Annotated in this window: 12 protein-coding genes; all 12 read left to right on the forward strand. The window is 71.1% G+C overall.

From position 1 onward, the window contains the following. The first annotated feature begins 121 nt into the window (after positions 1 to 121). Complete coding sequence (locus KIK06_RS00005; RefSeq protein ID WP_017600368.1) at positions 122 to 508, forward strand: response regulator; 387 nt, start codon at positions 122 to 124, stop codon at positions 506 to 508. After that, positions 505 to 1,587, forward strand: coding sequence for a DALR anticodon-binding domain-containing protein (locus KIK06_RS00010; protein ID WP_268641400.1), 1,083 nt, complete (start codon positions 505 to 507; stop codon positions 1,585 to 1,587). Before KIK06_RS00005 ends, KIK06_RS00010 begins: the two co-directional genes overlap by 4 nt. Before the next feature lie 113 nt (positions 1,588 to 1,700). After that, complete coding sequence (gene lysA / locus KIK06_RS00015) at positions 1,701 to 3,086, forward strand: diaminopimelate decarboxylase (RefSeq protein ID WP_017600366.1); 1,386 nt, start codon at positions 1,701 to 1,703, stop codon at positions 3,084 to 3,086. Positions 3,087 to 3,151: 65 nt separating this feature from the next. Beyond that, positions 3,152 to 4,438, forward strand: coding sequence for a homoserine dehydrogenase (locus KIK06_RS00020; protein WP_017600365.1), 1,287 nt, complete (start codon positions 3,152 to 3,154; stop codon positions 4,436 to 4,438). Positions 4,439 to 4,813: 375 nt separating this feature from the next. After that, complete coding sequence (gene thrC, locus KIK06_RS00025) at positions 4,814 to 5,872, forward strand: threonine synthase (protein WP_017600364.1); 1,059 nt, start codon at positions 4,814 to 4,816, stop codon at positions 5,870 to 5,872. A 33-nt stretch (positions 5,873 to 5,905) separates the two neighbouring features. Beyond that, positions 5,906 to 6,886, forward strand: a complete 981-nt coding sequence (gene thrB, locus KIK06_RS00030; protein ID WP_268641402.1) for a homoserine kinase — start codon at positions 5,906 to 5,908, stop codon at positions 6,884 to 6,886. Between the two features lie 422 nt (positions 6,887 to 7,308). Further along, on the forward strand, positions 7,309 to 9,303 hold the full coding sequence (rho, locus tag KIK06_RS00035; protein WP_268641403.1) for a transcription termination factor Rho: 1,995 nt from the start codon (positions 7,309 to 7,311) through the stop codon (positions 9,301 to 9,303). A 292-nt stretch (positions 9,304 to 9,595) separates the two neighbouring features. Further along, positions 9,596 to 9,805: a 50S ribosomal protein L31 gene (gene rpmE / locus KIK06_RS00040; RefSeq protein WP_017600361.1), complete on the forward strand. Its 210-nt coding sequence runs from the start codon at positions 9,596 to 9,598 to the stop codon at positions 9,803 to 9,805. A 114-nt stretch (positions 9,806 to 9,919) separates the two neighbouring features. Further along, the gene (gene prfA, locus KIK06_RS00045; protein WP_268645810.1) at positions 9,920 to 10,990 is read left to right on the forward strand and encodes a peptide chain release factor 1; all 1,071 of its coding nucleotides are present in this window, start codon (positions 9,920 to 9,922) and stop codon (positions 10,988 to 10,990) included. Then, positions 10,987 to 11,850 (forward strand): peptide chain release factor N(5)-glutamine methyltransferase, encoded by an 864-nt coding sequence (prmC, locus tag KIK06_RS00050; RefSeq protein ID WP_268641404.1) that lies wholly within the window; start codon positions 10,987 to 10,989, stop codon positions 11,848 to 11,850. Before prfA ends, prmC begins: the two co-directional genes overlap by 4 nt. Positions 11,851 to 12,042: 192 nt before the next feature. Continuing rightward, complete coding sequence (locus KIK06_RS00055; protein WP_268641406.1) at positions 12,043 to 12,930, forward strand: L-threonylcarbamoyladenylate synthase; 888 nt, start codon at positions 12,043 to 12,045, stop codon at positions 12,928 to 12,930. Between the two features lie 12 nt (positions 12,931 to 12,942). Then, a complete protein-coding gene (locus KIK06_RS00060) occupies positions 12,943 to 14,109 on the forward strand; it encodes an MraY family glycosyltransferase (RefSeq protein WP_268641407.1) in 1,167 nt (388 codons plus the stop codon). Positions 14,110 to 14,194: the final 85 nt, after the last annotated feature.

The raw sequence follows: 14,194 nt of genomic DNA on the forward strand, positions 1-14,194 counted from the left end.
TGAACAACTGTAGCAGGGGCTCCGCGCGGTTCGTCCAATCGAATGCGCGCGCTCCCCCGAGCCGCGCCGATCCCGGCAATCCAGTGGTGCCCCGTCCCCCCACAGCGGTAGTGTCGCGCCCGTGAACGCCCTACCCGCACGGGTTCTCGTCGTCGAGGACGACGAGGTGATCCGGGAACTGATCCGACTGAACCTCGAACTGGAGGGGTTCGAGGTCTTCACCGCGGTCGACGGGCAGGACTGCCTCGACCGCGCCGGGCACATCGATCCGCACGTCGTCACGCTCGACGTCATGATGCCCCGCCTGGACGGCTGGGCGGCGGCCGAGTCCCTGCGCGCCGACGCGCGCACCCGGGACTGCAAGCTCGTCCTGGTCACCGCCCGCGCCCAAGGGGACGACCACCGACGCGGGGAACGGATCGGCGTGGACGCCTACGTCACCAAGCCCTTCGACCCCGACGACCTGGTCGACGTCATCCGGGGCCTCGTCGACGGAGACGACGCGTGACCCCCTGGACCCTGGAAACCGCCCTGCGCCGGGCCGCGGTCCGCGCCTTCGGCCTGGCCCCCGACGCCGTCCCCCTCGTGTGGCCGCGCAACGACCACGCCGACGAGGGCGCTGACGCGGCGAGCGCGCTGCCGCTCCGACTCATGCGCCTGGTCGACGACGGGGCACGGCGCTCCCGGCCGCTGACGGTCGCCGGACGCGTCGCCGCCCAGCTCCCCCTCATGCGCGACGAGGGCCTGGTCGACTTCGCCCGGACGTTCACCGACGCGCGCGGGTTCGTCAACGTCGTGTTCACCCACGAGCAGTCCCGCGACCTACTGGCCGCGGCCGCCGACGGCCCCCGGTTCCTCACCGGCCGTGCCTGGGACGGCGCCGGGGAGTGGCCGGACACGCCGCTGCACGACGCGGTTCCCGTGGCCCAGGCGCGGCGCCTGGCCAGGGCGGACGCCCGCAAACGGCTGACCCTCGCGGTCGGGGGGGAGCCCCCTCCGCCGGGGCCCGGCGACGCCGAGGTCTCCTGGCGCGACCCCTACCTGGACGGGGGCAGCGCGGAGCCGATCACCCCCGCCGCGCGGGTCCTCGGCACCATCGGCGAGGCCAGTGCGCGTGTCGCCTTCTGCCGCTCGATCCCCGAGCGCCCCAAGGAGGCCGAGACGACCGGCCGCGACCTGCCCGTGCTCCCCTCAGCGGACCGTCCGGGAGCCTGGGCGCGTCTCACCGACGCCAACCCCGCCTTCCGCCTGCGCTACGCCCACGCCCACGCGCTCAGCCGGGCCCGCTGGGCACGGGAGGGGGCTCCCCCCCTCGCGGGCTGCCCACGGCACGCCGCCAGGGTGCGCGGCCTCCTCTTCGACGGCGCCAGCTCGGTGGACACGGCGGCGCGCCGAGAGGAACCCCATATCCTGGTCAGATACCTGGAGGCACTGGCCAGTGCCTACGATGAGTGGCGAACGTGCCCCACAGCCGATCCCGAGGGGGCGGAGGGGGCCGCCGCGGACCCGGCGCTGCCAGCCGCCGTCGCCGGAGTCCTGCGCACCGGGCTCTTCCTGCTCGGGGTGTCGGCGCCCACAAGGCTGTAGACATCCCGCCCCGCCCGACGGGCCGACCCAATTCCTTTGTCCCTACCGGGTAAGTGGACAATAGGTGGGGGCCTCCACCGCCAGTACAGCCGCATCCCAGCCGAAAGCCCATCATGAGCCGCTACGCCCACCCCGCCGGATCACGCCACGCGGAGATCCTGCCGGAGGACAACCCGCCGATGCCGCCCGAGGACCTCATCGGACTCGACCCCCGGGTGTGGCCCGCCACCGCGCGGCGCGCGGACGGCGAGGTCGCCGTCGGCGGCGTCGGTGTGCGCGAACTCGCCGAGACGTACGGCACCCCCCTCTTCGTCGTGGACGAGGAGGACTTCCGGGGCCGCGCCCGCGACTACCGCAACGCCTTCACCGACGCCGACGTCTACTACGCGGGCAAGGCCCTGCTGACCAAGGCCGTCGCGCGCTGGGTGGTCGAGGAGGGCCTCAAGCTCGACGTGTGCTCCGGGGGCGAGCTCGCCGTCGCCCTGGCCGCGGGTGTCCCCGCCGAACGGGTGGGCATGCACGGCAACAACAAGTCGACCGCGGAGCTGCGCCGCGCCGTCGAGGTCGGGGTCGGCCGCGTCATCATCGACTCCCTCGACGAGATCGAGCGCCTGGAGGCCGTCGCCGCCGAGTTCGACCGCCGACCCAAGGTCCTCATCCGCGTCACCACCGGCGTCGAGGCCCACACCCACGAGTTCGTCGCCACCGCGCACGACGACCAGAAGTTCGGCTTCGCGCTGAGCACCGGAGCCGCCGCCGAGGCCGTCCGCCGCGTGCTCGACGCGCCCCATCTGGAACTGGTCGGCCTGCACTCACACATCGGCTCGCAGATCTTCGACACCTCCGGCTTCGAGGTCGCGGCCCGCCGCCTCACCCGCTTCCTCACCGGAGTCCACCAGGACCTGGGCGTCACCCTCGCCGAACTCGACCTCGGCGGTGGCCTCGGCATCGCCTACACCTCCGGGGACGACCCGCTCGACCCCAAGAGCATCGCCGAGAGCCTCACCGCGATCGTGCGCCGCGAGTGCGAGGAGGCCGGGCTGCCCGTGCCGCGTATCGCGGTCGAACCGGGCCGCGCCATCGCGGGCCCCGCCGGGATCACCGTCTACGAGGTCGGCACCGTCAAGGACGTCGAGGGCATCCGCACCTACGTGAGCGTCGACGGCGGTATGAGCGACAACATCCGCACCGCCCTCTACGGTTCCGAGTACACCAGCCAACTGGTGTCCCGCGAGAGCGACGCCGAACCGATGCTCTCCCGCCTGGTGGGCAAGCACTGCGAGAGCGGCGACATCATCGTGCACGACCTCTACCTGCCCGCCGACCTCAGGCCGGGCGACCTGGTGGCGGTCGCCGCCACCGGCGCCTACTGCTACTCCATGGCGAGCAACTACAACCACCTGCCCCGACCCGCCATGGTCGCGGTCCGGGACGGGAAGGCGAGGGTCATCGTACGCAGGGAGACCGAGGAGGACCTCCTCCGCCTCGACGTAGGCTGAACCGGCCGCCGACGCGGCGCGGCCGCGCGACGGTAGGACACGAGAGAAGTGGGAGTCACGCCCAAATGGCGATGAAGGTGGCGCTGCTCGGATGCGGCGTTGTGGGCGCGGAAGTCGTCCGCCTGATCGAGGAGCAGTCCGACGAGCTGGCCGCGCGTGTGGGCACGCGGATCGAGGTCGGCGGCATCGCGGTCCGGCGCATGGACCGGGACCGCGGTGTCGATCCGGCGCTGCTGACCACCGACGCCACGGCACTGGTCACCCGGCCCGACATCGACCTCGTCGTGGAGGTGATCGGCGGGATCGAACCGGCGCGCTCACTCATCCTCGCGGCGGTCAAGGCGGGCAAGTCCGTGGTGACGGCCAACAAGGCGCTGCTGGCCGAGGACGGTCAGACGCTGCACACGGCCGCCCGCGACGCCGGTGTGGACCTGTACTACGAGGCCGCCGTGGCCGGGGCGATCCCGCTGCTGCGTCCGCTGCGCGACTCCCTGGCGGGGGATCGGGTCAACCGGGTGCTCGGCATCGTCAACGGCACCACGAACTACATCCTCGACCGGATGGACTCCCTGGGCGCCGGGTTCACCGAGTCGCTGGAGGAGGCCCAGGCCCTGGGCTACGCGGAGGCCGACCCGACCGCCGACGTCGAGGGCTTCGACGCCGCGGCCAAGGCCGCGATCCTGGCCCGCCTGGCCTTCCACACCCAGCGGGTCACCGCCGCCGACGTCCACCGCGAGGGCATCACGGCCGTGTCGGCCGCCGACATCGCCAGCGCGCGCGCCATGGGTTGCGTCGTCAAACTCCTGGCGATCTGCCAGCGCTCGGAGGACGGGGGGTCCGTGGGCGTGCGCGTCCACCCGGTGATGCTCCCGGTCGAGCACCCGCTGGCGAGCGTCAAGGAGGCCTACAACGCGGTGTTCGTCGAGGCCGAGTCCGCCGGAAGGCTCATGTTCTACGGCGCGGGTGCCGGGGGCACGCCCACCGCCAGCGCCGTGCTCGGCGACCTGGTCGCCGTGGCGCGCAACCGCCTCGCCCACACCAGCGTGGCCGAGGGAGCGCACGACACGGGGCTCCCCGTGCATGACATGGGCCACACGATCACCAGCTACCACGTCTCCCTGGACGTCGCGGACCGGCCGGGTGTCCTGTCGAAGGTCGCCGAGGTCTTCGCCGACCACGGGGTCTCGATCAAGAACGTGCGCCAGGAGGGCAGCGGCGAGGACGCTCAGCTGGTCCTGGTCAGCCACCCGGCCCCCGACTCCGCGCTCAGCAGCACCGTGGAGCGCCTGCGCGGCCACGAGCTGGTGCGCGAGGTGGCCAGTGTGATGCGTGTGGAGACCTTCGCCGACTGACACCGCTCCGTGCCCGGTCCCGAACGGTCACCCGAGGGGGTTATCGTTCGGGCGCCGGCGGGGTGGTTATGGATGGGACCGCGCCGCAGGCGTCCGTTGGGGCTGGTGGCGGGCGACGGGCGGGCAGCATCCCTGCCCCGGGGGCGACCGAACACGGTCCGAAGCGGAGCGGAGGCCCGAAACGAACACGGCCCAGGGCCGGTGAGGCGTACCCGCTGGTCCGCATGGTGAGATATCCGACCGCGATTCGAGATACTCCGGGTGGGGTCATAGACTCGTAGCTGGTGGCGGCGGCACCGCGACGGTGAACGCCCCGCCGAGTCCATCTGCGCGTCAAGCGAAGCCGCATCCACCCGAAAGGGAACAGTCGTGAGCATGGCACGGGCGTGGCGAGGGGTCGTCGAGGAGTACCGCGACCGCCTCCCCGTCAACGAGAACACCCCCGTCGTCACCCTTCAGGAGGGTGGCACGCCCCTGCTCCCGGCCACGCGTGTGTCCGAGCTGACGGGCTGCGACGTCCACCTCAAGGTCGAGGGCCTCAACCCCACCGGTTCCTTCAAGGACCGCGGTATGACCATGGCCATCACCAAGGCCGCCGAGGAGGGCGCCAAGGCCGTGATCTGCGCCTCCACCGGCAACACCAGCGCCAGCGCCGCCGCCTACGCCATCCGCGCGGGCATGACCTGCGCCGTGCTCGTGCCACAGGGCAAGATCGCCATGGGCAAGCTCGCCCAGGCCCTCGTCCACGGCGCCCGCCTGCTCCAGGTGGACGGCAACTTCGACGACTGCCTCGAACTGGCGCGCAAGCTCAGCGTCGACTACCCGGTCGCCCTGGTGAACTCGGTCAATCCCTACCGTCTCCAGGGGCAGAAGACCGCCGCCTTCGAGATCGTCGACGCCCTCGGTGACGCGCCCGACATCCACTGCATCCCCGTGGGCAACGCGGGCAACATCAGCGCCTACTGGATGGGCTACACCGAGTACGCCGAGGACGGGGTCTCCACCCGGCGCCCGCGCATGTTCGGTTTCCAGGCCAGCGGGTCCGCTCCCATCGTCGACGGCGCGCCCGTCACCAGCCCGAGCACCATCGCCACGGCGATCCGTATCGGCAACCCCGCCTCCTGGAAGCTCGCCGAGCAGGCCCGCGACGAGTCCGGCGGCCTCATCGACAAGGTGACCGACCGCGAGATCATGGCCGCCTACAAGCTGCTCGCCGCGGAGGAGGGCGTGTTCGTCGAACTCGCCTCCGCCGCCAGCGTCGCCGGTCTCCTCAAGGCCGCCCAGGCCGGGCGGGTGCCGCGCGGCAGCCGCGTGGTGTGCACCGTCACCGGCAACGGCCTCAAGGACCCCGACTGGGCCCTGGCCGGAGCCGCCTCCGCCACGACCGTCCCGGTGGACGCCCGGGCCGCCGCCGAGGCACTCGGACTCGTCTGACGCCCCGGGGAATCCCCCTCAGAAGGAACCACGATGATCCCACCGCGCCCCGCACGGGTGACCGTCCACGCGCCGGCCACCAGCGCCAATCTCGGCCCGGGCTTCGACGCCCTCGGCCTCGCCGTACGGCTGTACAACCGGTTCGACGCCGCCTTGCGCGACGATGACCGGATCAACGTCGAGGTCACCGGCGAGGGTGCGGGGGAGGTTCCCCTCGACGAGCGCCATCTCGTGGTGCGCGCCATGCGCGAAGCCTTCGACCGGGCCGGTGAGAAACTACCCGGGATCGACCTGACCTGTGTCAACAACGTCCCGCACGCACGCGGGCTCGGTTCCTCCTCCTCAGCGATCGTCGGCGGCGTCGCCGCGGCGTCCGCCCTGCTGGGCCGGACCGGTCCGGGCGGGGGCCCGGACCGGGACTGGATCTACCGGATCGCCGCGGATATCGAGGGCCACCCGGACAACGTGGCCCCCTGCGTGTACGGCGGCTACACCGTCGCCTACCGCGGCCAGGAGGGGTGGGGCGCGGTCTCCCTCGCTCCGGACGCCCGGATCCTGCCCGTCCTGTGCGTTCCCTCGTGGCGGCTGTCCACGGAACGCGCGCGCGGACTGCTCCCGGAACGCGTCACGCACGCCGACGCGTCCTTCAACGCGGGACGTTCCGCGCTCATGACGGCGGCCGTTTGTGGCCACCCCGAAACCCTGTACGCGGCCACCGAGGATCGGCTACACGAGTCCTATCGGGAACCGGCGATGCCGCGTACCCTCGAACTCATCCGTGACCTGCGTGAACGCGATGGGCTGCCCGCCGTGGTCTCCGGCGCGGGGCCGACGGTGCTCGTCCTGTGCGCCGTTTCGGAGGGCGAGGCGCGCGAGGAATCGCCGGAAATCGCCCACCAGATTGATTCGATCAGTCGGCGGGCGGGTAATGATTGGGACATACGCCCCCTGCGCGTCGAGCCGGCGGGGGTGCGGACCCCACTCCCCATCCGTAGCACCTGTGTTGAGGAATAGCCGTGGCCTCTGGTGATGTTAGGCTAGGTGAAGCACCAGATGCCCCGTTGCGGGGCGAGTGCTCATCCGCCACAGCGGCTTCCGCGAACCATACTCCGACGGTCGGATCTGACGATCGTTCGGAGGCGGCGGCCACTGTGTCGAGTCAGCGGTTTCCCCGCGACTGTGCCCACGTCACCAAAGTCAGCACCTCCTCCTCGGATGAGCGTGCCACCACGGCTGACGGGCATCACCACCGAGCCATCCGCCCCGACGTCTGGCTGTACCCAGAGCCCGCCGCGATTGGGTAGGGGACCGTCATCCGCCGGTTTCCAGCATCCACGTGGGGCAAGCCCTACCCGGCCCCTGCCGGATAGCACCACCGGGCCGGCCGCCCAAGCACCAGCTGACGGCCGAGGCCCGCTCCTTGGGAAGGACCCTTAGTGAGCGACACCACCGAACTCCACACGGACGCGGCGGTCGACAGTCAAGCCACCACCGGCGCCTCCGGAGCGGAGGCCGGCGACGCCGCCCCCTCGGGAGCGTCGGCGTCGTCGCGGTCCCGAGCGGCCACGCGCGGGACCGGGCTCGCCGCCCAGAAGCTCCCCGAGCTGCAAAAGCTCGCGTCGAGCATGGGCATCACCGGTGCGGGGCGCATGCGTAAGAGCGACGTCATCGCCGCGATCGAGGCCAAGCAGGGCGGCCCCGTCGCCGCGCCCACGAAGGCCAAATCCGCGAAGAAGGCCGATGCGGAGCCCGCGGCCGGTAAGGTCGAGGCAACCGACGGCCAAGCCAAGACCATGACCTCCGCTACGTCGGACAACGGCGACACCGCACGAACGAGTGCGGGTGAGCGGCCGTCGGGCCAGGCCGTGGCCGAATCCCAGGGTGGGCGGGGCGACAAGCCGTCCCGCAGCCGCCGTTCGTCCCGCAGGCGCGGAGACGAGTCCGGTGACCAGCCCCGGTCGGCGGACGGCACCGACTCCACTACCTCCGCGAGCAGCGTGACCAAGACATCCAGCACCCCCCAGAAGAACGGCCCCGACACCTCCGAGGACCGTGAGACGAGGTCCGGGCAGGGTCGCGAGCGCCAGCGCAACCGCCGCAACCGCAACCGCGGCGGTGACGACCAGAACAACACCGGTGCCCAGCAGGGCGGTGGCGGCCAGAACCAGGGTCGCGGCGGCGGTGACGACGACGACTTCGGCGGCGGTGGCGGCCGCAGGCGGGGTCGCCGCCGGGACCGCCGGGACCGCCGCGGGCGCGGCGGCGGCCAGGACCAGGAGCCGGTGATCGGCGACGACGACGTCCTGCTGCCGGTCGCGGGCATCCTCGACATCCTGGACAACTACGCGTTCGTCCGGACCACGGGTTACCTGCCCGGGCAGAGCGACGTCTACGTCTCCCTCGCCCAGGTGCGCAAGCACGGCCTGCGCAAGGGCGACCACATCATCGGTGCGGTCCGCCAGCCGCGCGAGGGCGAGCGCCGGGAGAAGTTCAACGCCCTGGTGCGGCTGGACTCGGTCAACGGGATGTCGCCCGACCAGGCCAAGGGCCGGCAGGAGTTCTCCAAGCTCGTCCCGCTCTACCCGCAGGAGCGGCTGCGCCTGGAGACCGAGCCCAACGTTCTCACCACGCGCATCATCGACCTCGTCGCACCCATCGGCAAGGGGCAGCGCGGGCTCATCGTCTCGCCGCCCAAGGCCGGTAAGACGATGGTGATGCAGGCGATCGCCAACGCCATCACCGAGAACAACCCCGAGTGCTACCTCATGGTGATCCTGGTCGACGAGCGGCCCGAGGAAGTCACCGACATGCAGCGCACGGTCAAGGGCGAGGTCATCCACTCGACCTTCGACCGTCCGGCCGAGGACCACACGGTCGTCGCGGACCTGGCCATCGAGCGGGCCAAGCGGCTCGTGGAGATGGGCATGGACGTCGTCGTCCTGCTGGACTCCATCACCCGCCTGGGTCGCGCCTACAACCTGGCCGCCCCGGCCAGCGGGCGCATCATGTCCGGTGGTGTGGACTCCACGGCGCTGTACCCGCCCAAGCGCTTCTTCGGCGCCGCCCGCAACATCGAGGGCGGCGGCTCGCTCACCATCCTGGCGACCGCGCTGGTGGAGACCGGCTCGCGCGCCGACGAGGTGATCTTCGAGGAGTTCAAGGGCACCGGCAACATGGAGCTCAAGCTCAACCGGGGCCTGGCCGACAAGCGGATCTTCCCGGCCGTCGACGTCGACGCCTCCAGCACGCGCAAGGAGGAGATCCTGATGTCGCGTGAGGAGCTGAACGTCGTCTGGAAGCTCCGCCGGGTGCTGCACGCGCTCGACACCCAGCAGGCCATCGAGCTGCTGCTGGAGAAGATGCGCGAGTCCAAGAGCAACGCGGAGTTCCTGATGCAGGTGCAGCAGACCACCGTCGGTCCCGAGCGCTAGACGTTCGTGGCCGACCCCGACGCCGACGGCCCCCGCCCCTTCGGGTGGGGGCCGTCGGCCGTGCGCCGGAGCCCTCCGCGCCCCCGCGCATGGGAATGGGCACTGGTCCCGGGAGCGTTGAGGGTCTGGCAGACTGGTAACCGGGACCGGCCCGCCCCTCCGCGAGGGGCCCGCCACCCGACCACCTGGATCTACGCGGCACCGGTTCGCGCATGACCCACGACGAACGCGCCACCCCCGCCGGTGGTGCGCCTGGCATGCGTCCGGCGGTCGCCCTAACGAGGAGACACACATGAAGGCCGACATCCACCCCGAATACGTGGCGACTGAGGTGACCTGCACCTGCGGGGCCCACTTCATCACCCGTAGCACCATCACCGAGGGCAAGCTGCGCGCCGACGTGTGCTCCGAGTGCCACCCGTTCTACACCGGCAAGCAGAAGATCCTGGACACCGGTGGCCGGGTCGCCCGCTTCGAGAAGCGCTTCGGCAAGCGCAAGTAGCGCCGCCCACGTTCCCGTGGCGCCGCCCACGCGGGCCGGCGCCACGGGACGGGTCCATCCCCGCACGGGGAACGGTGAGGCGAGGCGAACGAACAAGACGGGGACGTGGCGGAAGTGAAGCTGGACGATCTTCTGGGGGAGTACTACGAGCTGGAACAGCAGCTCGCGGACCCCGAGGTGCATGCTGACCAGAATCAGGCGCGCACACTGGGCAAGCGGTACTCGCAGCTCACCCCCATCATCGAGGCCTACCGGGCGCTCAAGGGGATCGAGAGCGACATCGAGGCCGCGCGCGAGCTCGCCGCCGAGGACCCGTCCTTCGCCGAGGAGGCCGACCGGCTGACCCAGGAGGCCGAGGACCTCACCGAGCGTCTGCGCTACCTGCTCATCCCGCGCGACGCCGCCGACGACAAGAACCTCATCATGGAGGTCAAGGCGGGTGAGGGCGGTGAGGAGTCCGCCCTGTTCGCCGGCGACCTCGTCCGCATGTACCTGCGCTACGCCGAGCGCCAGGGCTGGAAGACCGAGGTCATCGACTCCACCTACTCCGACCTGGGCGGGTACAAGGACATCACGATCGCCTTCAAGAACAAGGGCACCCCCGAGCCCGGCACGGGCGTGTGGCCGATGCTCAAGTTCGAGGGCGGCGTGCACCGCGTCCAGCGCGTGCCGGTCACCGAGTCCCAGGGCCGCATCCACACCTCCGCCGCCGGTGTGCTCGTCGTCCCCGAGGCCGAGGAGATCGAGGTCGACATCCAGGACAAGGACCTGCGGATCGACGTCTACCGTTCCTCCGGGCCCGGCGGCCAGAGCGTCAACACCACCGACTCGGCGGTCCGCATCACCCACATCCCGACCGGGATCGTGGCCTCCTGCCAGAACGAGAAGAGCCAGCTCCAGAACAAGGAGCAGGCCATGCGCATCCTGCGCGCCCGCATCTACGCCGAGGCCCAGGCCAGCGCGGACGCCGAGGCCGCCGCCGAGCGCAAGAGCCAGGTCCGCACGGTCGACCGCTCCGAGCGCGTGCGCACCTACAACTTCCCGGAGAACCGCATCTCCGACCACCGCGTCGGCTACAAGGCCTACAACCTCGACCAGGTCCTCGACGGGGAGCTGGGCGGGGTCATCAGGGCTCTGGTGGACGCCGACACCAAGGAAAGGCTCGAAGCGGCCCAGTCATCATGAACTTCCTGCTCGACGAGGTCGCCCGCGCGACACTGAGACTCGCGGAGGCGGGCGTGGCATCGCCTCGCACGGACGCCGAGGAGCTCGCGGCGTTCGTCCACGGTGTTCGTCGAGGGGAACTGCACGCGGTACGCGACGCCGACTTCGACGCCCGGTACTGGGAGTGCGTCGCCCGCCGCGAGGCACGTGAACCGCTCCAGCACATCACCGGCCGCGCCTACTTCCGCTACCTGGAACTCCAAGTGGGACCCGGTGTGTTCGTCCCCCGCCCGGAGACCGAGATCATGGTCGACTGGGCGATCGACACGCTGCGCGCCATGGACGTCGCCGACCCGCTCGTCGTCGACCTGGGCACCGGCTCCGGCGCGATCGCGATCTCCATCGCCCAGGAGGTCCCGCGCTCGCGCGTGCACACCGTCGAGATCGACCCCGCCGCCCTGCGATGGGCCCGCCGCAACATCGACGCCAGCGGCCACGCCGACCGGGTCACTCCCCACCTCGGCGACATGCGCGCCGCCCTGCCCGAGCTCAACGGCCGCGTCGACCTGCTCATCAGCAATCCGCCGTACGTGCCGACCCGGGAGGCCGGGGACATCCCGCCCGAGGTGCGCGACTACGACCCCGCCCCGGCGCTGTGGTCCGGCGAGGACGGCCTGGACATGATCCGCGACCTGGAGGCGGTCGGTCGCCGCCTGCTGCGCCCCGGCGGTGCGATGGCCGTCGAGCACCACGACGGCCAGGGCATCGACATCCCGTGGTTGTTCCCTGAGGACAAGGGATGGCGTGACGTCCTCAACCGCAAGGACATGGCCAGACGCGACCGCTTCGTGGTCATGCGCCGTGCCGACGAGGACGGCTAGGCTGTGTCTGCTTCGGTCCCGCCGCTTCGCTTCGGACCGTGTTCGGGCGCCCGAAAGGCCAGGTGTCTTCATCCTCGACCGCGCCCGCCGCCCGTTCCTCGCTCGCGGCCCGCCCCGTCTCGCAGACCCCTGGCGGCGCCCGAACGAGACCTCCACCCCCACCCGATCCGCTTGAGAATGAGGTGAACGCTGGTGAGCCGCATCTACGACTGCTCGGACGAGACCGCCCGCAAGGACGGCATCGCCGACGCCGCGTCAGCGGTACGCCGAGGCGACCTTGTCGTGCTGCCGACCGACACCGTGTACGGCATCGGCACCGACGCCTTCAGCCCGACCGCGGTGGCGGGTCTGCTCGCCACCAAGGGGCGCGGCCGTGAGATGCCGCCGCCCGTGCTGGTCGGTTCGATGCGCGCGGCCATGGCACTCGTCGAGGACCTCGGCAACCACGGCCGGGACCTGATGGAGGAGTTCTGGCCCGGTCCGCTGACCCTCGTGTGCACCGCGACTCCGAGCCTGAACTGGGATCTGGGCGACACCAAGGGCACCGTGGCCGTGCGCATGCCGATGGACCCGGTCGCCCTGGAACTGCTCAAGGAGGTCGGGCCGATGGCGGTGAGCAGCGCCAACAAGTCCGGCCAGCCCGCCGCCTCCCGTGTGGAGGAGGCGATCGAACAGCTCGGTGAGGAGGACGTGGCCGTCTACCTCGACGGCGGCGTGAGCGAGTCGCCGGTCGCCTCCACCATCGTCGACCTCACCTACGCGGTCCCGCGCGTGCTGCGCTCCGGCGCCATCACCATCGAACAGCTGCGCGGGGTGTGCGGCACCGTCATCGGTGAGCTGCGCAAGGGACGGACCAGGCCGAAGAAGGACGAGGAGGCGAAGGGCTCCGAGGGGTCCGAGACCCCCGAGGAGACCGACGCTCCCGAAACCTCCGAAGCGACCGATACCCCCGAGGCCTCCGAGAACGCCAGGACCCCCGCCGCGCGGGGGACCGAGGCCCCGGCGGACTCCGCTCCCACCGGCTCCGAGGCGCCCGTGGACGGCGGCCGGACCGCGGACGGCGACCGCACCGAGAACTAGAGGGGCCCGGACGTGCGGGAGTACGCACTCACCTTCGTCATCGCCGCCGCGGTGACCTATCTCCTCGTTCCGCTGGTGCGGCGGGGCGCGATCTGGTTCGGTGCCACGCCGCCGGTCCGCGACCGCGACGTGCACACCGAACCCATCCCGCGCCTCGGCGGGATCGCGATCTACGGTGGTTTCGCCGCGGCGCTGCTGATCTCCGCTCAACTGCCGCACCTGCAGAACGTCTTCGTCGCCCACACCTGGCGCGGGCTGCTGCTGGCGGGCGGGCTGATCACGATCATCGGGATCGTCGACGACCGCTGGGGCATGGACGCGCTCAGCAAGCTGGCGGGGCAGGTCGCCGCCGCGGGGATCCTCGTGTCGCAGGGAGTGCAGCTGCTGTGGCTGCCGCTGCCCGGGACGCAGCTGTCCCTGGGGCCGTGGCTGGGCGCGATGATCTCGGTCCTGCTCATCGTGGTGACCATCAACGCGGTGAATTTCGCCGACGGACTGGACGGGCTCGCGGCGGGCATCGTCGCGATCTCCTCCATGGCGTTCTTCGCCTACTACTACGTGGTCGCGGTGGACCAGGGGTTCGTCCGCCAGTCCTACCCGGCGATGATCGCGATCATCCTGGCGGGCACCTGTGTGGGCTTCCTCTTCCACAACTTCCACCCGGCCCGGGTGTTCATGGGCGACACCGGGTCGATGCTGCTGGGACTGCTGCTCACCTCGATCACCATCACGGTGACCGGACAGTTCGACGCCAACACCGCCCGGGAGGAGTTCAACTCCTCGGGCCTGGTGGTCTTCCTGCCCATCCTGCTCCCGCTGCTGGTCATCGCCCTGCCTCTGGCCGATCTGGTGCTGGCGGTGCTGCGGCGCACCCTCGCGGGCAAGTCGCCGTTCGCCCCGGACCGCGGTCACCTGCACCACCGCCTGTTGGACATGGGGCACAGCCACGTGCGCGCGGTGCTCCTGATGTACCTGTGGGCCGGGATCGTGGCCTTCGCCTCGGTGTCGCTGTCGATCTTCGACTCACCCGCGATCGTTCTGTCGGTGACCGCCCTCGTCGCCACCTGCGCGGTCGGACTCATCGCACTGCCGCGGCTGCGCCGCCGGGGGCTGCTTCCGTGGGGCGGCCGTCGGAGCGTCGCGGCGGCCCGTCATCACCATCCGACATCCGATGGATGAAGGAACGGTCACGCGTGGGGACGGGGTTCCCCAAACGTGGTGTCTCTGACCTGCGATGCCGGACTTCGGGTGTGGTGTGGTGAAG

Source organism: Nocardiopsis sp. EMB25 (assembly GCF_026797795.1).
Classification (GTDB): domain Bacteria; phylum Actinomycetota; class Actinomycetes; order Streptosporangiales; family Streptosporangiaceae; genus Nocardiopsis; species Nocardiopsis lucentensis.

Excerpts from the sequence above, each read along its gene's own strand:
- thrC (WP_017600364.1), top strand. The coding sequence starts at position 4,814 with ATGGCACGGGCGTGGCGAGGGGTCGTCGAGGAGTACCGCGACCGCCTC.
- thrB (WP_268641402.1), top strand. The coding sequence starts at position 5,906 with ATGATCCCACCGCGCCCCGCACGGGTGACCGTCCACGCGCCGGCCACC.
- rpmE (WP_017600361.1), top strand. The coding sequence starts at position 9,596 with ATGAAGGCCGACATCCACCCCGAATACGTGGCGACTGAGGTGACCTGC.
- prmC (WP_268641404.1), top strand. The coding sequence starts at position 10,987 with ATGAACTTCCTGCTCGACGAGGTCGCCCGCGCGACACTGAGACTCGCG.
- KIK06_RS00020 (WP_017600365.1), top strand. The coding sequence starts at position 3,152 with ATGGCGATGAAGGTGGCGCTGCTCGGATGCGGCGTTGTGGGCGCGGAA.
- lysA (WP_017600366.1), top strand. The coding sequence starts at position 1,701 with ATGAGCCGCTACGCCCACCCCGCCGGATCACGCCACGCGGAGATCCTG.